This is a genomic window from Rhodococcus sp. CH91, from assembly GCF_022554085.1.
Taxonomy (GTDB): domain Bacteria; phylum Actinomycetota; class Actinomycetes; order Mycobacteriales; family Mycobacteriaceae; genus Rhodococcus.
Window position 1 is genome coordinate 22,284 of record NZ_JAKFYR010000009.1, and the last position, 22,697, is coordinate 44,980.

Here is a 22,697-nt window from a genome sequence, read left to right on the forward strand (position 1 = left end):
GAAAATCGGCGCCCGATGGGCACCCTTCCGGGCGACCTCCGTCGTCCTGCCGGCAGAGAGGCCGATGCGCAGCACAGGTCCACAAGTTACTGTCGAGTAATGACCGATCACTCTCCTTGGAAAGCGTTCACCGTCGAGCACGAGGACCACGTCGCCCGGGTCACGCTCATCGGCCCCGGCAAGGGCAACGCGATGGGCCCCGATTTCTGGGCGGAGCTACCCGTCCTCTTCGGCGAACTCGATGCGAACCCCGAGGTCCGTGCCGTCGTCCTCGCCGGTTCCGGCAGGAATTTCTCCTATGGACTCGACCTCGTGGCGATGGGTGGAAATCTCGGCGCCGTCGTCGCCGACAAGGCGCTCGCGAAGCCCCGCACGGATTTCCACGCGATGATCAAGAGCATGCAGGCGGCGATCACCGCCGTCGCGGACTGCCGCAAGCCGGTCGTCGCCGCCGTCCAGGGCTGGTGCATCGGGGGAGCGGTCGACCTGATCTCCGCCGCCGACATCCGCTACGCGAGTGCCGACGCCAAGTTCAGCGTTCGCGAGGTGAAGGTCGGGATGGTCGCGGACGTGGGCACGCTCGCCCGTCTCCCGCTCATCATCGGCGACGGGCACGTCCGCGAACTCGCGCTGACAGGCAAGGACATCGATGCCGCTCGCGCGGAGAAGATCGGGCTCGTCAACGACGTCTTCGACGACGCGGACGCGGTTCTCGCCGCAGCCCACGCGACCGCTGCGGAGATCGCGGCCAACCCGCCGCTCGTCGTCCACGGCATCAAGAACGTCCTCGACCACACCCGCTCGGCGCGTGTCGACGACAGTCTTCGTTACGTCGCGGCGTGGAACGCGGCCTTCCTGCCTTCCGAGGACCTCACCGAGGCGATCACGGCGGTCTTCGAGAAGCGGCCGCCGCAGTTCGAGGGCCACTAGAGTTCACGGGCCGGTTCCCCGGCAAGACCCGTGAAACGACGAACTCCCGGCCGATCCCAGCGGCCGGGAGTTCGTCGTTGTCGGTGGACTAGTGTCCGCCCTTGTCCTTCAGGCGCGCGATCGACGCCGTCACCTCGGCCTCGGCCTCGGCGCGACCGACCCAGTCGGCGGCCTCGACGTGCTTGCCCGGCTCGAGATCCTTGTAGTGCACGAAGAAGTGCTTGATCGCGTCCAGTTCGAACTGCGAGACGTCGGTGATGTCCTGCACGTGATCCCAGCGCGGGTCACCGGCCGGCACGGCCAGGATCTTGTCGTCCCCTCCGGCCTCGTCCACCATCTTGAACATGCCGATCGGGCGGGCGTCGACGAGAACACCGGGGTACACGGACTCGGGCAGCAGCACCATGCAGTCGAGCGGATCGCCGTCCTCACCGAGAGTGTTCTCGATGTAGCCGTAATCGGCCGGGTAGCCGAACGAGGTGTACAGGTAACGATCGAGCTTGACGCGTCCGGTCTCGTGATCGACCTCGTACTTGTTCCGCTGCCCCTTGGGGATCTCGATGGTGACCTCGAACTCCACGCGTTGCCTCACTTCGTCGCTTCTTACCGGTGGATACGACTTCCGTATCTGCGGTGATGGTCCGCAGAGAGGATAGCGGTCGCGGCGCTAGTCTGGAGGCGCAGGTACCGGGCCCCGAGTGCGTGACAGCAGTGTGCGGCCGGCAGCGGGAATTGCGGATAGCTGGTCGACAAGTGTGTGCAGGATGCAGCGGAGGCGCGTTGACGGGGCAGGGCGGTATCGAGAAGCAGGGCGGCAGCAAGAAGCAGGGCGCGCTGGCGAGCAGGCGGCGGCGGAACATGAAGATCCTGTTCGCGATCTGGGGAGCCGGTTTCCTCGCGCTGGTCGTCGGCGGAGCCTTCGCGATCTACGACGTGCGCACATCCGTCTCCGCCTCGGTCCTGCCGGCCCCCGCTCCCGTCGTCGCCACGCCGGCGGTCGCAGCGGTCGATCCCGACGCCCCCGTGCCGGACCCCGACGTGCTCGCAGCCGCCCTCGAACCGGTCGTGAAGAGCCCTGCTCTCGGCGACTTCACCGGTTCGATCACCGACCCGGCGACGGGGACCGTGCTGTGGTCGCAGGATTCCGACCGCGCCCTGATCCCGGCGTCCACCACGAAGATCCTCACGACTGCGGCCGCCATGCTCGTGCTGCCCTCCGACCACCGGATCACCACCCGCGTCGTCGAAGGTTCGAAGCCGGGGGAGATCGTGCTGATCGCAGGGGGCGACCCGACCCTGTCCGCGCTGCCTCCGGGAGAGGACAGCTATTACGAGGGCGGTCCTCGCATCGCGGACCTCGCCGAGCAGATCCGGCGCAGCGGCGCGACGGTCGACACGGTGCTCGTCGACACGAGTCTGTACAGCGGCGACCCGCTGGCCCCCGGTTGGTTCCCGCAGGACGTCGGCGAGGGCTACGTCGCACCCATCGAACCCGTCATGCTCGACGGTGGCCGACTGCAGCCACTCCAGGACGAATCTCCTCGAAGCGATACCCCCGCACTGGATGCGGGCCGTGCCCTGGCAGCGGCGCTGGGAGCCGATCCGGCGCGCGTCGCGATCGGATCCGCCTCTCCCGGGGCGGCGCCCCTGGCCTCGGTCCAGTCGGCTCCGCTCACCGAACGTCTCGGCCAGATGGTGCGTCTGTCCGACAACGTCCTCGCTGAGACCATCGGACGGGAGGTCGCGATCGCGACCGGTAACGAGCATTCGTTCGCAGGGGCCACGAGGGCTGTGACCGGTACTCTGCAGCAAGCGGGCGTGGACGTCACCGGAGTGACGCTGAGCGACCTGAGCGGACTGTCGGTGGACAACCGGATCCCCGCCCGCACGCTCGACCGGGTGATCTCCGAAGCCGCCGGACCGAACAGGACGGAGCTGCGGCCCATGCTCGACTATCTTCCCGTCGCCGGTGCCACCGGCACCCTCGCCGATCGCTACGGCACCACGACCCGGGCCGGAGCCGGATGGGTGCGTGCGAAGACCGGCACGCTGACCGAAGTCAACGGCCTGGCCGGTTATGTCGTCGACTCGGAGGGACGAGTGCTCTCGTTCGCCCTGCTGTCCAACGGCAGGCCGCCGGGAGAGGCACGGCCCGTCCTCGACGCGGTCGCGTCGGTACTGCGAGAGTGCGGATGCCGATGACCGGCAAGGAGCGTGGTCTCGGTGACGCTGTCGACTGGTCGTTCGCGGCCGGGGTCGGCGTGCGTCTCGCCCGCTCCGAACCGGCGATGTCGCAATACACACGCGATGCCGTGCACGAGGAACTCTTCTCGGCTGCCGCGCGGGCCGAAGGGCCCGTCCGCGAACACACGCGACTCGACGACGGCACCGCTCCTGCACCGGCCCGGGTCGTCGACCGGCCGGGCTGGGTGCGTGCGGCTGCTGCTTCCATGGCCGATCTCACCACGGCCGCCGACAGCGACCGGAGCGGCGGCCCGCGCTGGACGGGCAAGCCGGCAGGAGCACAGGCCGGAGCCATGCTGGCCTATCTCTCGTCCGCGGTGCTCGGACAGTACGATCCGTTCTCCCGATCCCTGCTGCTCGTCGCGCCCAACGTCGTCGCGGTCGAGCGCGCGCTGAAGGTGCCGCCGGCCGATTTCCGTCTGTGGGTCTGCCTGCACGAAGTCACCCACCGGGTGCAGTTCGCGCAGGCGCCGTGGATGGCGGATCTGATGCGCGATGCGGCGACCGAACTGGCCACGGCTGTCGAGGAACCCGTGGGGGAGGTCGCCACCCGCGTGGTGTCGGCCGTCAAGGACCTACGGACTCCCGGCGACAAGCCGATGTCGGAGCGAGGCATGCTCGGCATCGTGCGTGCCTTGCAGGCCCAGTCCCAGCGTGAGTCGTTCGACCGGATACTCGCGCTGGGCACTCTGCTCGAAGGCCACGCCGATCACGTGATGGACGGTGTGGGGCCGGCGGTGGTCCCGTCGGTCGCGCGGATCCGGCGGGCATTCGACGCCCGCAGACACCGCAACAGCAGTCCCGTCCATCGTCTGATCCGGCTCGTCCTCGGCATGGACGCGAAGATGGCCCAGTACGTGCACGGCAAGAAGTTCGTCGATGCCGTCGTCGCCGAGGCCGGCATGGATGCCTTCAACACGGTGTGGTCCGGAGCGGACGCTCTGCCCACCCTGGCGGAGATCGACGATCCCGGCAGGTGGATCGCGCGGGTGCTGAGCTGATCGTGGCATCACCACCGTCCGCCCGTCCGTTGCTGCCCGAGACCCCCGCGATCCACGAAGTGCGACTCGCCGTGCGGGCGTGGCTGCACGCCCACCCGTCTCGGGAGGTGACGGTCGCCCTGTCGGGCGGGCCCGACTCCGCCGCGCTGACCGCGGCAGCCCTCGCGGAAGCGGAGGTCGTGCACGCCGTCGTCGTCGACCACCGTCTCCAGTCCGGTTCCGGGATCGTCGCCGAGCGCGCCGCGGAATTCGCGCGGGAGCGCGGCTGCGCGACCGCCCGGGTGGTCGGTGTGGAGGTCACCGGGCGGGGAGGGCTCGAGGCCGCCGCGCGCGCGGCCCGCTACCGAGCGCTCGACGAGCACCGCGACGGCCGGCCCGTGCTGCTCGGCCACACGCTCGACGACCAGGCCGAGACGGTCCTGCTCGGTCTCGGCCGGGGAGCGGGGCTTCGCTCGATCCGGGGTATGGCGGCCTTCGACCGGCCGTGGGGTCGGCCGCTCCTCGAGGTGCGGCGCGACACGACCCGCCGGGCGTGTCGCGAACTCGGCTACGAGCCGTACGAGGATCCGCACAACGCCGACGACCGGTTCACGCGCGTGCGGCTGCGCCGCGAGGTGCTGCCGCTGCTCGAGGACGTACTGAACGGAGGTGTCGCCGAAGCGCTCGCGCGTACTGCCGGGCAACTGCAGGAGGACGGTCACGCTCTCGACCTGTGGGCCGCCGACCTGCGCGCCCGGGCCTGTCTCGAGGGCGACCGGCTCGACGCCGGCGTACTGGCCTCGGCGCCCGCCGCGGTACGTCGCAGAGCCGTCCGATCGTGGCTGATCGATCACACCGTCAGCCCGAACGAGACGATGCTGCGAGCGGTCGACGACCTGGTAGCGGCATGGCGAGGGCAGGGACCGGTCGCGGTCGGGCGCGGCGCGGGGCCGGGGACCAGGTTGGTGGTGTCGCGTCGGCGTGGCAGTCTTGCCGTGGAGTACGTCGACCGGCCGAAGGCGCAGGCGACCGGCAGAAGGTAGGAAGGACCCGGGTGTACGAGAACGACATAGCGTCGGTGCTGATCTCCGAGGAGCAGATCAAGGAGCGCACCGCAGAACTGGCGCAGTCGATTGCCGAGCGGTACCCGGTGGGCGCGCCGGAAGGCGATCTGCTGCTCATCGGCGTGCTCAAGGGCGCGATCTTCTTCATGACCGATTTCGCGCGTGCTCTGCCGATTCCGACGCAGATGGAGTTCATGGCGGTCAGCTCGTACGGCTCGTCGACGTCGTCCTCGGGTGTCGTGCGCATCCTCAAGGACCTCGACAAGGACATCGCCGGCCGCAACGTCCTCATCGTCGAGGACATCATCGACTCCGGCCTGACGCTGTCGTGGTTGCTCCGCAATCTGTCGACGCGCAACCCCGCCTCGCTCGAGGTCGTGACGCTGCTACGCAAGCCGGAAGCCGTCAAGATCGACGTGGAGGTCAAGGACGTCGGATTCGACATCCCGGACGAGTTCGTCGTCGGCTACGGCCTCGACTACGACGAGCGCTACCGCGACCTTCCGTACATCGGAACTCTCGATCCCAAGGTCTACAGCAGCTGAGCTGCGATCGAGTGGGCTCTGCAGTCCTGCTGCGACTGGAACTACGACGACGTTCCGGTCGTTGTCTCTGGTGAGGTCTTCCCGGTGGTCGATCCGTCCGGTGCCGGGACGACCGCTCGTTGCCACGCGGTAACCTTGCGTTGCCTGGTGAGTGTGCGTCGCGTCCTGTGTGACCACCGGGCGCGAAACGCCGCGACTGCGAGACCCCGACGAACTCGATCGAAAGGACCGGCCGCCCGGGCCGAACCTGTATGAACCGCAAGACAGTGTTCCGTAATCTGGCTATCGTCGCCGGCATCCTGCTGGTGATCTACGCCTTCAGTTACTTCGGCGACGACACGCGCGGTTTCACCCAGGTGGACACGTCCGTGGCAGTGTCGCAGCTCGAGTCGCAGAACGTCAGCGAAGCCCTCATCGACGACCGCGAACAGCAAGTGCGGTTGTGGCTCGAGAACGGCAACGACGCGACCGAGGGCAGCACCGAGATCATCGCGAAGTATCCCGCCTCGGCCTCCGAGCAGATCTTCGACCTGGTCGCGTCGTCGGACGCGCAGAAGTACAACACGAATGTCACCCAGGAGAGCTGGCTGACGTCGATCCTTCTGTTCGTCCTGCCCATGATCATCCTGCTCGGCGTGTTCTTCTTCGTGATGAGCCGCATGCAGGGCGCCGGTCGCGGCGGAATGATGGGCTTCGGCAAGTCGAAGGCCAGGCAGCTGTCGAAGGACATGCCCAAGACGACCTTCGCCGACGTCGCCGGGGCGGACGAAGCGGTCGAAGAGCTCTACGAGATCAAGGACTTCCTGCAGAATCCGGCGCGATATCAGGCGCTGGGCGCGAAGATCCCGAAGGGCGTGCTGCTCTACGGCCCGCCCGGTACCGGTAAGACCCTCCTGGCACGCGCGGTCGCGGGTGAGGCGGGTGTTCCCTTCTTCACGATCTCGGGTTCCGATTTCGTCGAGATGTTCGTCGGTGTCGGCGCCTCCCGTGTGCGCGACCTGTTCGAGCAGGCGAAGCAGAATGCCCCGTGCATCATCTTCGTCGACGAGATCGACGCGGTCGGCCGCCAGCGCGGCGCGGGCCTCGGCGGTGGTCACGACGAGCGTGAGCAGACCCTCAACCAGCTTCTCGTCGAGATGGACGGCTTCGGCGACCGGTCCGGCATCATCGTGATGGCCGCGACGAACCGGCCCGACATCCTCGATCCGGCGCTGCTGCGCCCGGGGCGCTTCGACCGTCAGATTCCCGTCACGAATCCGGATCTCGCGGGTCGCCGTGCGATCCTCGCCGTGCACTCGAAGGGCAAGCCGATCGATCCCCATGCGGATCTCAACGCGCTCGCCAAGCGCACGGTGGGCATGTCCGGCGCCGATCTCGCGAATGTCGTCAACGAGGCCGCGCTGCTCACCGCCCGTGAGAACGGCACGGTGATCACCGAGGCGATCCTCGAGGAAGCGGTCGACCGTGTCATCGGTGGTCCTCGCCGCAAGAGCCGCATCATCAGCGAGCACGAGCGGAAGATCACGGCCTATCACGAGGGTGGACACACTCTCGCCGCGTGGGCGATGCCCGACATCGAACCGGTCTACAAGGTCACCATCCTCGCCCGTGGACGCACCGGCGGACATGCGATGACGGTGCCCGAGGACGACAAGGGCCTGATGACCCGGTCGGAGATGATCGCGCGCCTCGTCATGGCGATGGGTGGTCGTGCCGCCGAGGAACTCGTCTTCCGCGAGCCGACGACCGGAGCGTCGTCCGATATCGACCAGGCGACGAAGATCGCGCGGGCGATGGTGACCGAGTACGGCATGAGCGCGAAGCTCGGTGCCGTCCGATACGGCCAGGAACAGGGCGATCCCTTCCTCGGCCGCTCGATGGGCGTGCAATCCGACTACTCGCACGAGGTGGCTCGCGAGATCGACGAGGAGGTCCGCAACCTCATCGAGGCCGCCCACACCGAAGCGTGGTCGATCCTCAACGAGTACCGCGATGCGCTCGATGTGCTCGCCGGCGAACTGCTCGAGCACGAGACGCTGACCCGCAAGGATCTCGACCGGATCCTCACCGACGTGAAGAAGCGTCCGCGGATCACGACCTTCAACGACTTCGGCGATCGGGTTCCGTCCGACAAGCCGCCGATCAAGACCCCCGCCGAACTCGCCGCCGAGCGCGGTGAGCCGTGGCCGCCGGAACCGCCGTCGCTGACGAAGCCGGCACATCGGCATCCTGCTCCGGCCTATCCCGGCCAGGGCGAGGCGCCCGCTGCCGGGGGCTACCAGCCCGGCGATTACCAGCCCGGGGGACAGCCGCCGCAGTACCAGCCGGCACAGCCCGCCCAGCAGGCGAACGGTTACCCCGCGCCGCAACCGGTTCCGGCCTCCGAACCGCTCCCCGGATTCCCGGCCGCGGCCCCGTATCCGGGCGGTCCGCGGCACGCGACCAGGCCCGACTACGGCGCGCCCGCAGGATGGTCGGCGCCCGGCTGGCCCCCGCGGGAGCAGGATCAGACGCCCGGAGCACCGCAGGGCCCGCAGCATCACGGGCGTGTGCAGGACCCGCAGAATCACGGTCGTCCGCAGGAATCCGACGCCGACGGCGCGGGAGAGTCGCGCCGTGGTGAGCGCCACGTGGGAGACTCGCAACCGCGCGACGGTTACGGCACCCCCGAGCCTCCTCCCACACAGCCGTGGGAAGGCCCGACGGGCCGGCACTGATCCGTGCCGGTGCAGTCGGCACCGGGCGCGCAGCGGTGCCGCCGGCGCCGGTGCAGAGGAGTGAGCGAAGAGTGGAGGGCGAGCGGGTGTCGGTGAACCACCTGAATCCAGAGACGGGCTCCGATCCGGACGATGTCACGACCCACGAGCTGAGCGTGGATGCGGGACGCACGTTCGATCAGGCCCGTGCCGAAGCAGCGGTACGCGAACTGCTGATCGCGGTGGGTGAGGACCCGGAGCGGGAGGGTCTGCGCGACACTCCGTCGCGTGTGGCCCGCGCCTATCGCGAGGTGTTCGGGGGCCTGTTCACGGACCCGGACGAGGTTCTCGACACGACCTTCGACGAAGGCCATCAGGAACTCGTTCTCGTCCGCGACATTCCGATGTACTCGACGTGTGAACACCATCTCGTCTCGTTCCACGGGGTTGCGCACGTGGGGTACATCCCCGGCCCGACCGGGCGTGTCACGGGACTGTCGAAACTCGCACGCCTGGTGGATCTCTACGCGAAGCGTCCGCAGGTGCAGGAGCGACTGACCAGCCAGATCGCCGATGCGATGATGCGCAAGCTGCAGCCGCGCGGCGTCATCGTCGTGGTCGAGGCGGAGCACCTGTGCATGGCCATGCGCGGCATCCGCAAGCCCGGTGCCAGTACGACCACGTCTGCTGTGCGCGGGTTGTTCCAGACCAGTTCGGCCTCGCGGGCCGAGGCCCTGGACCTGATCCTGCGCCGGTGACACTCTTTCCTGCCGAACAGTGGCCCGTGGTGATGGGCGTACTGAACGTCACGAGCGACTCCTTCTCCGACGGAGGTCGCTATCTCGACCGGGAGACGGCGATCGCACGCGGATTCGAGCTGCGTGAGCTCGGCGTCGACATCGTCGATGTGGGTGGCGAGTCGACCCGTCCCGGTGCGGTGCGGGTCGACCCGGAGGTCGAGGCGTCCCGCGTCGTGCCGGTCATCGAAGCGCTGTCGCAGTCGGGGATCCCCACGAGTGTCGACACGATGCGCGCGTCGGTAGCCGAAGCGGCCGTGGCGGCCGGGGTGACGATGATCAACGACGTCTCGGGTGGCCGCGCCGACCCCGACATGGCGGCGGTCGTCGCCGACTCCGGGCGCCCGTGGATCCTCATGCACTGGCGGCCCGCCGGTGAGTACGTCCACGCCGGTGGCTCGACGCAGTACGACGACGTCGTCCGGGAGGTCCGGGAGGAACTGCTCACGCAGGTCGACATCGCGCTCGCCGCGGGCGTCGAGGCGGACAGGATCGTCCTCGATCCCGGGCTCGGTTTCGTGAAGGAACCCGACCACAACTGGCAGCTGCTCCAGCGTCTGCCCGAACTCACCGATCTCGGATTCCCGGTGCTCATCGGAGCGTCCCGGAAACGATTCCTCGGGTCGCTGCTCTCGTCGCCGGACGGCACGGTGCGGCCGCCGGCGGGTCGCGAGATCGCGACGGCGGTCGTTTCGGCGCTCGCAGCCACCCACGGTGCGTGGGGTGTGCGCGTCCACGACGTGCAGGCCACCCGCGACGCGCTGGCGGTGGTGCGTGCCTGGCAGCGCGGCAGCGCAGAGGGAGTACATGCATGAACGACCGCATCGAATTGCGGGGTTTGACGGTCCGCGGCAATCACGGTGTCTTCGACCACGAGAAGCGCGACGGCCAGGATTTCGTGGTCGACATCGTCGCGTGGCTCGATCTCGCCCCGGCGGCGCAGTCCGACGATCTCCACGACACGCTGCACTACGGCGAGCTCGCCGAGCGTGCCGCTGCGATCATCGCCGGTCCGGGCCGTGATCTCATCGAGACGGTCGCCGGTGAGATCGCCGACGAGGTCCTCACCGATCCCCGGGTCGCGCGGGTGGAGGTCACGCTGCACAAACCGTCGGCACCCATCCCACTGACCTTCGGCGACGTCGCCGTGGTCATCGACCGTGCGCGCGGCGATGCGACCGGACGTGCGTCATGAGCCGTGCGGTGCTGTCGATCGGATCGAACGTCGGTGACCGTCTCGCGCATCTGCGGTCGGTCGTCGAATCGCTGGGCACGCGGGTCGTCGGCGTCTCGCCGGTGTACTCGACGGCACCCTGGGGCGGTGTCGAGCAGGAGGACTTCCTCAACGCGGTCGTGGTCGCCGAGGACGCCGGCTTCGGCCCGTCCGACTGGCTGCGGTTCGGGCGCGAACTCGAAGAGGCCGCCGAGCGCGTCAGGGTGCAGCGGTGGGGTCCGCGCAGCCTCGACGTGGACGTGGTGAGCTGTGACATCGGTGCCGGAGAGGTGCACAGCGACGATCCCGAACTGATCCTGCCGCATCCGCGGGCGCACCAGCGGGCGTTCGTCCTGGTCCCGTGGCGTGATGTCGAGCCCGAGGCCGTGCTCACCGCGGACGGCCGGCAGCGACCGGTCGGCGACTGGCTCGGCGATCTCGACGACGCGGAACGGAACGGTGTGCACCGCACCGATCTGACACTGACCGGGCCGGCGGACTAGGACACGTCGAGTGCTGAAACAGACCCGGATCCGCGACCTGCTGGCGCTCGCTGTGCTGGCGGCCCTCGTCGCATGGCTGCTCGTGCGCAGCATGTACGGCTCGCTGCCGCCCATCCCGGTCTATGCGGGAGCCTCCCTGTATCCCGTCGCGGTGATCGAGGTGATCCTGGCCTTCCTGATCCGCTCCCGGGTGGGCAAGCGCGAGATCGGCGAAGGCCCGGGCCGGTTGCATCCCATCACCGCTGCGCGGGCGGTGGCACTGGCGAAGGCGTCCGCTCTGGTGGGTGCTGCGAGTGCCGGGGTATGGGTCGGTTTCCTGCTGTATCTCGTACCGCAGCGTGGTGTCCTGCAGGCGGCCACCGACGACATGGCGGGGGTACTCGTCGGGGCGATCGCCGGCATCGCCCTGGCCGCTGCCGCCTTGTGGCTCGAATACTGCTGCAGGGCACCGGAAGACCCCGACGATCCCAACGAACCTGCAGCCTGAGGCGGGATTCCTGTGGGGTGAGGGGTCTCTCGTCCGGCACCGCGCGGCGGCCCCGCCCAAGTACCCTGGGGTTATGGCTTCCTCGGCGCGAGTAGACAGGAATCGCCGTCCGTGGCGCAGTACCGGTTCGATGATCGCGGCCGGTCTGCTCGCGTTGGCGATGCTCGCCTCGCTGTTGTTGATCTTCAGTGAAAGTGTGCAGTTGCTGAGGGTCGCGGTGGTCGTCGCGTTGTGGGCTGCCACCCTGGGAGCCATCGCGATGAACAAGTACCGCCGTGAGTCGGCACTCGACAAGGCGAAGGTCGACGATCTGAAGACGGTGTACGAGCTGCAGCTCCAGCGGGAGATCGCCGCCCGGCGTGAATACGAGCTGACCGTCGAGGAGAAGATCCGCACCGATCTGAAGCTCGACGCCGAGGAGATGGTGGCGTTGCGTGCCGAGCTGGCGACCCTGCGTCGCACGCTCGAGGTGCTGTTCGACGGGCGATTGCCCGAGGACGGCGTCGCTCTCGAAGGCCACGCGGAGAAGCTGCGCGAGCTGAGCGAAGCCGCGCGGGTGTCCGCTCCACGCCCGTCCGGGCCGGCCTTCGCGTCCCCCGACGACGAACCGCTGACCGCCGAGACCGAATCGGTGGAGGTCGCTGCCCGCGAGAAACCCGAGGCGAGCGCGCGACCTGCCGGGGAACCGGCCGCGGAGCAGGCAGCGGAAACGGCCGGGGAAGCGGACGACCCCGACGAGGAGTCGTCCGGTCGCCGCGCTCGTCGTCGCCGAGCCGACGGCGCCCATACGGAGGGCCGGACGGTCGCGGAGATCCTCGCCTCGCTCTCCGAAGAGCACTGAGCCGCCTCGCTCTCCGAAGAGCACTGAGCTGTCGGCGGTTCGGCCGTCGCGCAACCCCGATCACCTCGACTGATGAGGCGTAGATCACTCCTGGCGACCGTGGCGGGCCTTCGAACGCGCGCGCTATTGTCGATCGGAACGTCCGGTACCCGCTGAGCGGGACTGGAACGAACGAGAGGACTCCCGTGAATTCCTTCGGGATCACCAACGCGCCCGCGCCTGCGCGCCTGTCGGTAGGAATCGTGTCCGCCGGACGGGTGGGTACCGCACTCGGCGTCGCACTCGAACGTGTCGGCCATGTGGTCGTCGCTTGCGCGGCCGTCTCCGACGTCTCGAAGCACCGCGCCGCCACACGTCTGCCCGATTCGCAGGTACTGCCGGTCGACGAGGTCGCCGGGCGCTGCAATCTCCTCCTGCTCGCCGTTCCCGATGCGGAGTTGTCGTCCCTGGTCCGGGGCCTGGCGGCGACAGGGGCGGTCGCGGCCGGCACCATCGTCGTCCACGTCTCGGGAGCGCACGGCATCTCGGTCCTGGCGCCGCTCACCGAGCAGGGGGCGGTGCCCTTGGCGATCCACCCCGCGATGACCTTCACCGGTCACGACGAGGACATCGACCGTCTCGCGTCGGCCTGCTTCGGCATCACCGCGGCCGACGAGATCGGCTATGCCATCGCACAGTCCCTCGTGCTGGAGATCGGGGGCGAACCGGTGCGGGTCTCCGAAGCCATGCGGCCCACCTACCACGCCGCGCTGGCCCACGGCAGCAATCATCTGGTCACGCTGGTCGCCGATGCCGTCGAGGCCCTGCGCGCCGCGCTGCAGGGAGACGAACTGCTCGGCCAGCAACTCGTCGACGATGCACCCGGCGGCGTCGCCGAGCGGGTCCTGCAGCCGTTGCTCTCGGCAGCACTCGACAACGTCCTGCGGCGTGGGCCCGCGGCGCTCACCGGTCCGGTCGCCCGCGGTGACGCGGAAGCGGTCGCCACGCACCTGCGCGTGCTCGAAGATGTCGACCCGCAGATCGCAGCGGGTTATCGCGCACTGTCGCTGCGATCGGCGCAGCGGACCGGTTCGAAGCCGGAACTGATGGAGATCCTCGAAGGAGCTGAATACGGTGAGTGAAGCAGGACAGCGCGGATACGTGCGGGGTGAACTGACCGTTCACCACGATCCCGCGGGCCTGACCAAGGTCACCAGGGCTCTGCGCGGTGTCGGCCGCACCGTGGCGCTCGTGCCGACGATGGGTGCGCTGCACTCCGGACACCTCGAGCTCGTGCGGCAGGCGAAGCTCACCGGCGCGGTCGTGGTCGTGTCGATCTTCGTCAACCCGCTGCAGTTCGGGCAGGGCGAGGACCTCGACGCGTATCCGCGCACACTCGACGCCGACCTCGAGTTGCTCCGCGAAGCCGGGGTCGAACTCGCGTTCGTGCCGTCGGTCTCGGCGATGTATCCCGCCGGCCGCCGCACCACGATCCACCCGGGTCCGCTCGGGTCGGAACTCGAAGGTGCTTCACGGCCAGGGCATTTCGCGGGAATGTTGACGGTCGTGGCGAAGCTGTTCCACATCGTCGGCCCGAACGCCGCGTACTTCGGTGAGAAGGATTACCAGCAGCTCACCCTCATCCGGCAGATGGTCACCGACCTCGATTTCGACATCCGTATCGTCGGGGTACCCACAGTGCGTGAGCAGGACGGTCTCGCTCTGTCCTCGCGCAACCGTTATCTCGATCCCGAGCAGCGTGAGGTCGCCACCACGCTGTCCGCGGCCCTCGTCGCCGGCGCGCACGCCGCGGCGGGCGGGGCCGACGCGATCCTGTCCGCCGCCCGCGAGGTGCTCGAACAGAGCCCCCACGTCGAGGTGGACTATCTCGAAGTGCGTGCTGCCGATCTGGGGCCCGCCCCCGAACGCGGTGACGGCCGGTTGCTCGTCGCCGCGCGCCTCGGTACGACACGGCTCATCGACAACGTCGGGGTGGCCGTCGGTACCGGCTTCCTCGAACGCGCCACCGGCCCGGTGGACCCGCACGCAGAAGACCACCTGACCTCCCGCTGATCGAGTCCGGAAACGAGAGAGAAACCGAGGACGAGCATGTTCCGCACCATGATGAAGTCGAAGATCCACCGCGCCACGGTCACCCACGCGGATCTGCACTATGTCGGTTCGGTGACCGTCGATCAGGATCTGATGGACGCGGCGGATCTGCTCGAAGGGGAGCAGGTCTGCATCGTCGACATCGACAACGGAAACCGGCTCGAGACGTACGTCATCGCCGGTGAGCGTGGATCGGGTGTCATCGGGATCAACGGTGCCGCAGCACGTCTCGTGAGCCCCGGCGATCTGGTCATCCTCATCGCCTACGGGGTGATGAACGAGCAGGAGTGCGCCGAGTACAAGCCGCGCGTGGTGTTCGTCGACGCCGACAACCGTCAGGTCGAGCTCGGCCACGATCCGGCCCATGCCCCCGAGGGCTCGGGTCTGATCACCCCGCGCATGCTGTCGACCCTCGACTCGCCGTCGCTGGTCTAGAGGTGCTCCTCACCGTCGACGTCCGCAACACCAACATCGTCCTGGGAGTCTTCGCGGGCAGCGGCTCGAACGCGCGATTGCTGCGCGATTGGCGGGTACGTACCGATCCCAGGATGACTGCGGACGAGATCGCACTGCTCTTCCGCGGGCTTCTCGGCGACTCCGCCGAGCAGGTCACGGGGGTCGCGGCTCTGTCGACCGTGCCGTCCGTGCTGCGCGAACTGCGTGTCATGCTCGACCGCTACTGGTCGTCGGTGCCGCACGTCGTGGTGGAACCGGGAGTGCGGACGGGAGTTCCGCTGCTGGTGGACAACCCCAAGGAGGTCGGCGCCGACCGTATCGTCAACAGTCTCGCCGCCTACCACTATTACGGATCCCCGTGCATCGTCGTCGATTTCGGGACCTCCACGTGCGTGGACGTCGTATCGGGCAAGGGCGAGTTCCTCGGTGGCTCCATCGCCCCCGGCGTGGAGATCTCGATGGATGCGCTGGCCTCCCGGTCGGCGGCGCTGCGGAAGGTCGAATTACTCCGTCCCCGAGGTGTTCTCGGAAAGAACACCGTCGAGTGCATGCAGTCCGGTGCGGTCTTCGGGTTCGCCGGGATGGTCGACGGGATCGTGCGGCGGATCTGCGCCGAAGTCCCCGGTTTCGACGGTGACGACGTGGCGGTGATCGGCACCGGCGACAGCGCGCCGTTGATCATGCCGGAGTCGCGCACGCTCGAGCACCACGAACCCGATCTGACACTCGAGGGTCTGCGCCTGGTGTACGAACGGAACCAGGTGAGACGAGCGGCACGCGGTGTCGCGGGTTCCGCTGATCGCCATTCTGTGTAAAGATGGGCCCGTGATCCGTTGCATGAGCGCCCAGGAGTGTTGTCGAGGCTGACGTCCGCCTCGACCGATAACACATTCCTGGGAGTTTTCTCATGCGCGCTGCGCTTCTTTCCGTTGTCTCTGCATCCCCTGTTGCTGCTCCGGTCGTTCTCCACCGCCTGACCGTCGAGCGCACGTATCCCACCGAACTGTCCACCGCGGTCGCCCGGGGCGCCGTCGTCGTCGACATCCGCACCGACGCCGAACGTACCGCCCAGGGAACGCTTCCGGGCGCTCTCGCCATCGCTGCCGATCTCGTCGCCGAGCGGCTCGATCCCACCGGGCCGGGCCGTCTCGCACTCGCCGTCGATCACGACGTCGAATGGATTCTCGTCTCGGCCGACGGCGCACGCTCCCACGGCGTCGTCGCCGAACTGCAGGCGCAGGGATTGCGCCGGGTGACCGATCTCGTCGGGGGTTACGACGCCATCCGCGCGGCGCGTCTCGTCGAGGCGGTGACCGAAGCCCGGCACGTCGCTCAGGACGTGGCCCGCGTCACGGCGCACTGAAGCGCGGATCTGCAGGGAGAACGGTCGCGGGTGTCCGATAGTCTGGTTACCCGTGAGTGATGCCACCGTTCAGCAGCCCGACGACACCCCCGAGCAGATGCGGGTCCGCCGCGAGAAGCGCGAACGGCTCCTGGCACAGGGTTCGGACGCGTACCCCGTCACCGTTGCGCGCACCCATACGCTCGCACAGATCCGCGCGGAGTATCCCGATCTCGAACCGGATACCGCCACCGGCACCATCGTGGGCGTCGCCGGCCGCGTCATGTTCTCGCGCAACACCGGCAAGCTGTGCTTCGCCACGCTGCAGGAAGGCGACGGCACCCAGCTGCAGGTCATGCTGAGTCTCGCCGGTGTCGGCGAGGAGGCGCTCGCCGACTGGAAGTCCGAGGTGGACCTCGGCGACATCGTGTTCGTGCACGGGGAGGTCATCAGTTCCCGGCGCGGCGAGCTCAGTGTCATGGCCGACTCCTGGAGCATGGCGTCGAAGGCGCTGCGTCCGCTGCCGGTCGCGCACAAGGAGATGAACGAGGAAGCGCGTGTCCGCCAGCGTTACGTCGATCTGATCGTGCGCCCCGAAGCGCGCCGTAACGCACGGATGCGGGTCGCGGTGGTCCGGGAACTGCGCAACGCGCTCGAACGTCGCGGATTCCTCGAGGTCGAGACGCCGATGCTGCAGACCCTGCACGGCGGTGCGGCCGCGCGTCCGTTCGTGACGCATTCGAACGCTCTGGACATCGACCTGTATCTGCGTATCGCGCCGGAACTGTTCCTCAAGCGGTGCGTGGTCGGCGGTATCGAGAAGGTCTTCGAGATCAATCGCAATTTCCGTAACGAGGGCGCGGACTCCACGCACTCTCCGGAATTCTCCATGCTCGAAACCTACGAGGCGTACGGCACCTACGACGATTCCGCGAAGATGATTCGCGAGATCATCCAGGAAGTCGCGCTCGCGGTCTTCGGCAGCCATGTGGTGACGCTCGCCGACGGCACCGAATACAACCTCGGGGGCGAATGGAAAACCCTCGAAATGTACCCCTCGCTGTCCGAGGCGATCGGTTCCGATGTGACCCCCGACACCACGGTCGAGGAATTGACGGCGCTCGCCGGCCGGGTCGGTCTGGAGATTCCCGAGGGCAAGGGCTGGGGTCACGGCAAGCTCGTCGAGGAGCTCTGGGAGCACATGTGCGGCGACCAGTTGTACGAGCCCACCTTCGTGCGTGATTTCCCGGTCGAGACATCACCGCTGACGCGCGATCATCGTGAGATGCGCGGCGTGACGGAGAAATGGGACCTCTACGTCCGCGGTTTCGAACTCGCAACCGGTTACTCGGAACTCGTCGATCCGGTGATTCAACGGGAGCGTTTCGTCGACCAGGCTCGTCTGGCCTCGGAAGGGGACGACGAAGCAATGGTTCTCGACGAGGATTTCCTGGCCGCGATGGAACAGGGAATGCCGCCGACGACCGGTACCGGAATGGGAATCGACCGTCTCCTGATGGCGCTTACCGGTCTGGGAATCCGCGAAACAATCCTCTTCCCGATTGTGCGGCCGAACACCCGTTAATCGAATTTTCCCGCTTCATATTGCAGTGCCTTAATGGGCGGGTAGTGTGGTGCCCGTCCCGCGGGGGGAAGCGCATGCGAGAGGATTTACACCACATGGCAAAGAAAGTCACTGTCACCCTGATCGACGATGTGGATCAGGAATCGGCGGCGGACGAATCGGTGGAGTTCGGACTCGACGGTGTCACGTACGAGATCGATCTTTCCGAGGACAATGCGGCACGTCTGCGCGAGCAGCTGGAATTCTGGATCGAACACGCCCGTAAGGTCGGCGGCCGCAAGCGGAGCAAGACCGCGGCCGTAGCGGCACCTGCCGCACGCAAGAGCACCTCCGGAGGTGCCGGCCGGGAGCAGACGGCCGCGATCCGCGAGTGGGCACGGAACAACGACCTGCCCGTCTCGGCGCGCGGTCGCATCTCTGCGGAGATCGTCGAGGCGTACAACAAGGCGCACTGAGGATTCTGCGGTGGCGGGGCGTCATCCATCGGGGGGACGGCGCCCCGCCGTCGTGGGAAGACCGCATTCGGGGACACCGCCGTGGGAAAGATCGTCGCCGAGAACCGATCCTCTTGTCTCCCAGTGTGCTACGTCACACGGATGCGGTAGGGCCGTGGCTGCGCGGAGTAGCATCCGGTCATGGCCGAGACCGTGCTCGAACCGGGTAGGACCTGCTGGCGTATCGCGCGAGCGGAGCGACTGACCTGCATCGTCGACGCCGCCGACTATTTCCGCCACGCGAAGTCGGCAATGCTCCAGGCGAAGAAGCGCATCATGCTGATCGGGTGGGATTTCGACACCCGGATCAAGTTCGAGCCCGACGGGCAGACGCTCGAGGGACCGAACAAACTCGGCCGGTTCCTCGAATGGCTTCCCGAACAGCGCCCCGATCTCGATATCTATCTACTCAAGTGGAACATCGGTGCGTTCAGTGCCCTGGCGCGGGGAATGACGCCGGTGTTCGTATTGGATTGGCTGACCGATCCACGGCTGCACTTCGAAATAGACGGCGCACATCCGGTGGGTGCCGCCCATCATCAGAAAATCATCGTCGTCGACGACAGCATCGCTTTCTGCGGCGGGATAGATATGACCGTCGACCGCTGGGACACCTCGGAGCATCCGGACCGGAGCAGATTCCGCCGGGAACCGAGCGGCAAGCGGTACGGGCCCTGGCACGACGTGACGACCGCGGTCGACGGCGAGGCCGCGCGGGCACTGGGCGACCAGGCGCGCGCCCGCTGGAAGGCGGCCACGGGGGAGGAACTCGAGCCCGTGCCGTCCCCGGAGCCGATCTGGCCCGATGCGCTCGAGCCGACTCTCCGGGGCGTCGACGTCGGCGTCGCCCGCACACTGCCGGCATACGGGGGCGAGGACGGAGTCCACGAGATCGAGTCGCTGTACCTGGCGGTGATCGAAGGAGTCCGGCACACCCTGTACCTGGAGAGCCAGTACCTGGCCTCGCGCACGATCGCGAAGGCGCTGGCGAAGCGTCTGCAGGAGCCGGACGGTCCCGAGATCGTCCTGGTGATTCCGCGGAACGCCGACGGCTGGCTCGAACGCAAGGCGATGGACGGTGCCCGGCGCAAGCTGTTGCGCATCCTGTGGGATGCCGACGTGTACGGGCGCTTCGGTGCCTACTATCCCGTCACCGCCGACGGTGAGCCCATCTACGTGCATGCCAAGGTAGTCGTCATGGACGACCGGCTGTTGCGGATCGGTTCGTCCAACCTGAACAACCGTTCGATGGGATTCGACACCGAATGCGATCTCGTCATCGAGTCCGCCGAACCCGGGGATACGGTCGGTGAGGCGGCGGTGGAACTGCGCAACGTCCTGGTGGCCGAACATCTGGATGTCGAGCCGAAGGTGATCGCCGAGGCGACGAGCGATGGTGGTTCGCTCGTCGCCACCATCGAGCGGTTGCGCGGGCCGGGACGTTCGCTGCGCCCGTTCGAGCCGGGTACCGTGGAGGGCGAGGACAGTGTCCTCGCGGAAAGTGCTCTGGCCGATCCCGAACGCGCCTCGCATGGCCTCGGGCGGCGGATCGAGCGGTTCTTCGCCCGCTGACCCGCGGGGCGGTACCTGTTCGCTCGTGGCGTACAGCTTGCGGAAACGTATGCGCCACGTGCAGCGTTAACTTCTGAGACCGGGTTTTCTCGCCGCCTTCCGGAGGGTAGAGGGAAAGCGAGTCGATACCACGACCACTAGAGTGTGGAGTGGGAGCTTGGAACCTCCATCGGTTCCGACGAACGACTCGAGTGCCGGAGCTAAGAGCGGCAGCAGGGTGCGGGACGATCCGCGTACCGGACCGGCAGCCGGAGAGTGTGAGGGAGTGCGATGTTCGAAAGGTTCACCGATCGCGCGCGGCGCGTCGTCGTCCTGGCTCAAGAAGAGGCCAGGATGCTCAACCACAACTACATCGGCACGGAGCACATCCTCCTCGGCCTCATCCACGAGGGTGAGGGTGTGGCGGCGAAGTCGCTCGAGTCGTTGGGTATCTCCCTCGAAGGTGTCCGCAGCCAGGTCGAAGAGATCATCGGCCAGGGTCAGCAGGCACCGTCGGGGCACATTCCCTTCACTCCTCGTGCCAAGAAGGTCCTCGAGCTGAGCCTCCGTGAAGCGCTCCAGCTCGGCCACAACTACATCGGCACCGAACACATCCTGCTCGGTCTCATCCGCGAAGGTGAGGGCGTGGCGGCGCAGGTGCTCGTCAAGCTCGGCGCCGACCTCAACCGGGTGCGTCAGCAGGTCATCCAGCTCCTGTCCGGTTACCAGGGCAAGGAGCCCGCAGAATCCGGCACCAGCCGTGGCGAGACCGGCACTCCGTCCACGTCGCTCGTCCTGGATCAGTTCGGCCGCAACCTCACGCAGGCGGCGCTCGAAGGCAAGCTCGATCCGGTCATCGGCCGGGCGAAGGAAATCGAGCGCGTCATGCAGGTGCTGTCGCGTCGTACCAAGAACAACCCGGTGCTGATCGGCGAGCCCGGCGTCGGTAAGACCGCCGTCGTCGAAGGTCTCGCGCAGGCGATCGTCAACGGTGAGGTGCCCGAGACCCTCAAGGACAAGCAGCTCTACACGCTCGATCTGGGGTCGCTGGTCGCCGGTAGCCGTTACCGCGGTGACTTCGAGGAACGCCTGAAGAAGGTCCTCAAGGAGATCAACAGCCGCGGCGACATCATCCTGTTCATCGACGAGCTGCACACGCTGGTCGGTGCCGGTGCCGCCGAGGGTGCGATCGACGCAGCGTCGATCCTCAAGCCGAAGCTCGCCCGCGGTGAGCTGCAGACCATCGGCGCGACCACTCTCGACGAGTACCGCAAGTACATCGAGAAGGACGCAGCTCTCGAGCGTCGCTTCCAGCCGGTGCAGGTCGGGGAGCCGACGGTGGAGCACACCATCGAGATCCTCAAGGGTCTGCGCGACCGGTACGAGGCACATCACCGCGTCTCGATCACCGACAAGGCGCTCGTCGCATCCGCGACGCTCGCCGATCGGTACATCAACGACCGATTCCTGCCCGACAAGGCGATCGACCTCATCGACGAGGCCGGCGCGCGGATGCGTATCCGCCGGATGACTGCGCCGCCGGACCTGCGCGAGTTCGACGACAAGATCGCCGACGCGCGCCGGGAGAAGGAATCTGCGATCGACGCGCAGGACTTCGAGAAGGCCGCGAGCCTGCGCGACAAGGAGAAGCAGCTCGTCGCGCAGCGCGCAGAGCGCGAGAAGCAGTGGCGCGCAGGCGATCTCGACGTCATCGCCGAGGTCGACGAGGAGCAGATCGCCGAGGTTCTCGCGAACTGGACCGGTATCCCGGTGTTCAAGCTCACCGAGGAGGAGACCACGCGTCTGCTCCGTATGGAGGACGAGCTGCACAAGCGGATCATCGGCCAGGAGGATGCCGTCAAGGCGGTCGCCAAGGCGATCCGTCGTACGCGGGCCGGCCTGAAGGACCCGAAGCGTCCGTCCGGTTCGTTCATCTTCGCCGGCCCGTCCGGTGTGGGTAAGACGGAGCTGTCGAAGGCGCTCGCGAACTTCCTGTTCGGCGAGGACGACGCCCTCATTCAGATCGACATGGGCGAGTTCCACGACCGCTTCACGGCCTCGCGTCTGTTCGGTGCTCCTCCCGGCTACGTCGGATACGAGGAGGGCGGCCAGCTCACCGAGAAGGTTCGCCGCAAGCCGTTCTCCGTCGTGCTGTTCGACGAGATCGAGAAGGCACACCAGGAGATCTACAACACGCTCCTGCAGGTGCTCGAGGACGGCCGCCTCACCGACGGCCAGGGACGCACGGTCGACTTCAAGAACACCGTGCTGATCTTCACCTCGAACCTCGGTACGTCCGACATCTCGAAGGCCGTCGGTCTCGGATTCTCTGCCGGTACGGGCGAGGCGTCGAACTACGAGCGGATGAAGAACAAGGTCCACGACGAGCTCAAGAAGCACTTCCGGCCCGAGTTCCTCAACCGTATCGACGACATCATCGTCTTCCACCAGCTCACGCAGGATCAGATCATCCAGATGGTCGATCTCATGATCGGCCGTGTGGAGGTGCAGTTGAAGAACAAGGACATGGGCATCGAGCTCACCGACAAGGCCAAGGCGCTGCTCGCGAAGCGCGGCTTCGACCCGGTGCTCGGCGCACGTCCGCTGCGTCGCACGATCCAGCGTGAGATCGAGGATCAGCTCTCCGAGAAGATCCTGTTCGGCGAGATCGGCCCCGGCCAGATCGTGCTCGTCGATGTCGACGGCTGGGACGGCCAGGGTGCAGGCGAGAACGCGAAGTTCACGTTCACGCCGAGCGAGAAGCCGGCCGAGGTTCCGGACACCCCGGCGGTGGCACTGGCGAAGTCCACCGAGGGCGAGTCGGACGCCGGATAGGCGCACGGTTCACGTGAGAAGGGGCGGCACCCGATACGGGTGC

At 67.5% G+C, this 22,697-nt stretch carries 22 protein-coding genes; 21 read left to right on the forward strand and 1 reads right to left on the reverse strand.

Annotated elements, in window-relative coordinates; genetic code table 11:
* Window positions 1-99: 99 nt before the first annotated feature.
* On the forward strand, window positions 100-930 hold the full coding sequence (locus MOM01_RS17025) for a crotonase/enoyl-CoA hydratase family protein (RefSeq protein WP_241386619.1): 831 nt from the start codon (window positions 100-102) through the stop codon (window positions 928-930).
* 88 nt (window positions 931-1,018) lie between these two features.
* Here the strand turns inward: MOM01_RS17025 and MOM01_RS17030 are convergent, their stop codons facing one another.
* The gene (locus MOM01_RS17030; protein WP_241386779.1) at window positions 1,019-1,510 is read right to left on the reverse strand and encodes an inorganic diphosphatase; all 492 of its coding nucleotides are present in this window, start codon (window positions 1,508-1,510) and stop codon (window positions 1,019-1,021) included.
* 278 nt (window positions 1,511-1,788) lie between these two features.
* Here MOM01_RS17030 and dacB point away from each other — a divergent pair, with 278 nt between their 5' ends.
* The 20 genes from dacB (at window position 1,789) to MOM01_RS17130 (ending at window position 22,654) form a co-directional block, all read left to right on the forward strand.
* Entirely contained in the window at window positions 1,789-3,132 is a 1,344-nt protein-coding gene (gene dacB, locus MOM01_RS17035) for a D-alanyl-D-alanine carboxypeptidase/D-alanyl-D-alanine endopeptidase (RefSeq protein WP_241386780.1), read from the forward strand.
* The gene (locus MOM01_RS17040) at window positions 3,123-4,175 is read left to right on the forward strand and encodes a zinc-dependent metalloprotease (RefSeq protein ID WP_241386620.1); all 1,053 of its coding nucleotides are present in this window, start codon (window positions 3,123-3,125) and stop codon (window positions 4,173-4,175) included. Before dacB ends, MOM01_RS17040 begins: the two co-directional genes overlap by 10 nt.
* Window positions 4,151-5,197, forward strand: coding sequence for a tRNA lysidine(34) synthetase TilS (tilS, locus tag MOM01_RS17045; protein ID WP_241386621.1), 1,047 nt, complete (start codon window positions 4,151-4,153; stop codon window positions 5,195-5,197). Before MOM01_RS17040 ends, tilS begins: the two co-directional genes overlap by 25 nt.
* A gap of 11 nt (window positions 5,198-5,208) precedes the next feature.
* A complete protein-coding gene (gene hpt / locus MOM01_RS17050; protein ID WP_241386622.1) occupies window positions 5,209-5,763 on the forward strand; it encodes a hypoxanthine phosphoribosyltransferase in 555 nt (184 codons plus the stop codon).
* A gap of 251 nt (window positions 5,764-6,014) precedes the next feature.
* On the forward strand, window positions 6,015-8,480 hold the full coding sequence (ftsH, locus tag MOM01_RS17055) for an ATP-dependent zinc metalloprotease FtsH (protein ID WP_241386623.1): 2,466 nt from the start codon (window positions 6,015-6,017) through the stop codon (window positions 8,478-8,480).
* A gap of 71 nt (window positions 8,481-8,551) precedes the next feature.
* Window positions 8,552-9,217, forward strand: a complete 666-nt coding sequence (folE, locus tag MOM01_RS17060) for a GTP cyclohydrolase I FolE (protein WP_374112320.1) — start codon at window positions 8,552-8,554, stop codon at window positions 9,215-9,217.
* A gap of 32 nt (window positions 9,218-9,249) precedes the next feature.
* A complete protein-coding gene (gene folP / locus MOM01_RS17065) occupies window positions 9,250-10,071 on the forward strand; it encodes a dihydropteroate synthase (protein WP_241386782.1) in 822 nt (273 codons plus the stop codon).
* Window positions 10,068-10,451 (forward strand): dihydroneopterin aldolase, encoded by a 384-nt coding sequence (gene folB, locus MOM01_RS17070; protein ID WP_241386624.1) that lies wholly within the window; start codon window positions 10,068-10,070, stop codon window positions 10,449-10,451. The genes folP and folB overlap by 4 nt, the downstream gene beginning before the upstream one ends.
* Entirely contained in the window at window positions 10,448-10,972 is a 525-nt protein-coding gene (gene folK / locus MOM01_RS17075; protein WP_241386625.1) for a 2-amino-4-hydroxy-6-hydroxymethyldihydropteridine diphosphokinase, read from the forward strand. Before folB ends, folK begins: the two co-directional genes overlap by 4 nt.
* Before the next feature lie 10 nt (window positions 10,973-10,982).
* A complete protein-coding gene (locus tag MOM01_RS17080; RefSeq protein WP_241386626.1) occupies window positions 10,983-11,459 on the forward strand; it encodes a DUF3180 domain-containing protein in 477 nt (158 codons plus the stop codon).
* 73 nt (window positions 11,460-11,532) lie between these two features.
* Complete coding sequence (locus MOM01_RS17085) at window positions 11,533-12,300, forward strand: DUF6779 domain-containing protein (protein WP_241386627.1); 768 nt, start codon at window positions 11,533-11,535, stop codon at window positions 12,298-12,300.
* A gap of 185 nt (window positions 12,301-12,485) precedes the next feature.
* On the forward strand, window positions 12,486-13,421 hold the full coding sequence (locus tag MOM01_RS17090; protein WP_241386628.1) for a Rossmann-like and DUF2520 domain-containing protein: 936 nt from the start codon (window positions 12,486-12,488) through the stop codon (window positions 13,419-13,421).
* Complete coding sequence (gene panC, locus MOM01_RS17095) at window positions 13,414-14,352, forward strand: pantoate--beta-alanine ligase (protein WP_241386629.1); 939 nt, start codon at window positions 13,414-13,416, stop codon at window positions 14,350-14,352. Before MOM01_RS17090 ends, panC begins: the two co-directional genes overlap by 8 nt.
* Window positions 14,353-14,388: 36 nt before the next feature.
* Entirely contained in the window at window positions 14,389-14,826 is a 438-nt protein-coding gene (gene panD, locus MOM01_RS17100) for an aspartate 1-decarboxylase (protein WP_241386630.1), read from the forward strand.
* Window positions 14,827-14,828: 2 nt separating this feature from the next.
* Window positions 14,829-15,662, forward strand: a complete 834-nt coding sequence (locus MOM01_RS17105; RefSeq protein WP_241386631.1) for a type III pantothenate kinase — start codon at window positions 14,829-14,831, stop codon at window positions 15,660-15,662.
* A gap of 92 nt (window positions 15,663-15,754) precedes the next feature.
* Window positions 15,755-16,210, forward strand: a complete 456-nt coding sequence (locus tag MOM01_RS17110; protein WP_241386632.1) for a rhodanese-like domain-containing protein — start codon at window positions 15,755-15,757, stop codon at window positions 16,208-16,210.
* A 97-nt stretch (window positions 16,211-16,307) separates the two neighbouring features.
* The gene (gene lysS, locus MOM01_RS17115) at window positions 16,308-17,774 is read left to right on the forward strand and encodes a lysine--tRNA ligase (RefSeq protein ID WP_277609892.1); all 1,467 of its coding nucleotides are present in this window, start codon (window positions 16,308-16,310) and stop codon (window positions 17,772-17,774) included.
* A gap of 95 nt (window positions 17,775-17,869) precedes the next feature.
* Complete coding sequence (locus MOM01_RS17120) at window positions 17,870-18,229, forward strand: histone-like nucleoid-structuring protein Lsr2 (protein WP_241386634.1); 360 nt, start codon at window positions 17,870-17,872, stop codon at window positions 18,227-18,229.
* A gap of 180 nt (window positions 18,230-18,409) precedes the next feature.
* Complete coding sequence (locus MOM01_RS17125) at window positions 18,410-19,840, forward strand: phospholipase D-like domain-containing protein (RefSeq protein WP_241386635.1); 1,431 nt, start codon at window positions 18,410-18,412, stop codon at window positions 19,838-19,840.
* Between the two features lie 270 nt (window positions 19,841-20,110).
* Window positions 20,111-22,654, forward strand: a complete 2,544-nt coding sequence (locus MOM01_RS17130) for an ATP-dependent Clp protease ATP-binding subunit (RefSeq protein WP_241386636.1) — start codon at window positions 20,111-20,113, stop codon at window positions 22,652-22,654.
* Window positions 22,655-22,697: the final 43 nt, after the last annotated feature.

Excerpts from the sequence above, each read along its gene's own strand:
- MOM01_RS17025 (WP_241386619.1), top strand. The coding sequence starts at position 100 with ATGACCGATCACTCTCCTTGGAAAGCGTTCACCGTCGAGCACGAGGAC.
- dacB (WP_241386780.1), top strand. The coding sequence starts at position 1,789 with ATGAAGATCCTGTTCGCGATCTGGGGAGCCGGTTTCCTCGCGCTGGTC.
- MOM01_RS17040 (WP_241386620.1), top strand. The coding sequence starts at position 3,123 with ATGCCGATGACCGGCAAGGAGCGTGGTCTCGGTGACGCTGTCGACTGG.
- ftsH (WP_241386623.1), top strand. The coding sequence starts at position 6,015 with ATGAACCGCAAGACAGTGTTCCGTAATCTGGCTATCGTCGCCGGCATC.
- folP (WP_241386782.1), top strand. The coding sequence starts at position 9,250 with ATGGGCGTACTGAACGTCACGAGCGACTCCTTCTCCGACGGAGGTCGC.
- folB (WP_241386624.1), top strand. The coding sequence starts at position 10,068 with ATGAACGACCGCATCGAATTGCGGGGTTTGACGGTCCGCGGCAATCAC.
- folK (WP_241386625.1), top strand. The coding sequence starts at position 10,448 with ATGAGCCGTGCGGTGCTGTCGATCGGATCGAACGTCGGTGACCGTCTC.
- MOM01_RS17085 (WP_241386627.1), top strand. The coding sequence starts at position 11,533 with ATGGCTTCCTCGGCGCGAGTAGACAGGAATCGCCGTCCGTGGCGCAGT.
- panD (WP_241386630.1), top strand. The coding sequence starts at position 14,389 with ATGTTCCGCACCATGATGAAGTCGAAGATCCACCGCGCCACGGTCACC.
- MOM01_RS17110 (WP_241386632.1), top strand. The coding sequence starts at position 15,755 with ATGCGCGCTGCGCTTCTTTCCGTTGTCTCTGCATCCCCTGTTGCTGCT.
- lysS (WP_277609892.1), top strand. The coding sequence starts at position 16,308 with ATGCGGGTCCGCCGCGAGAAGCGCGAACGGCTCCTGGCACAGGGTTCG.
- MOM01_RS17120 (WP_241386634.1), top strand. The coding sequence starts at position 17,870 with ATGGCAAAGAAAGTCACTGTCACCCTGATCGACGATGTGGATCAGGAA.
- MOM01_RS17125 (WP_241386635.1), top strand. The coding sequence starts at position 18,410 with ATGGCCGAGACCGTGCTCGAACCGGGTAGGACCTGCTGGCGTATCGCG.
- MOM01_RS17130 (WP_241386636.1), top strand. The coding sequence starts at position 20,111 with ATGTTCGAAAGGTTCACCGATCGCGCGCGGCGCGTCGTCGTCCTGGCT.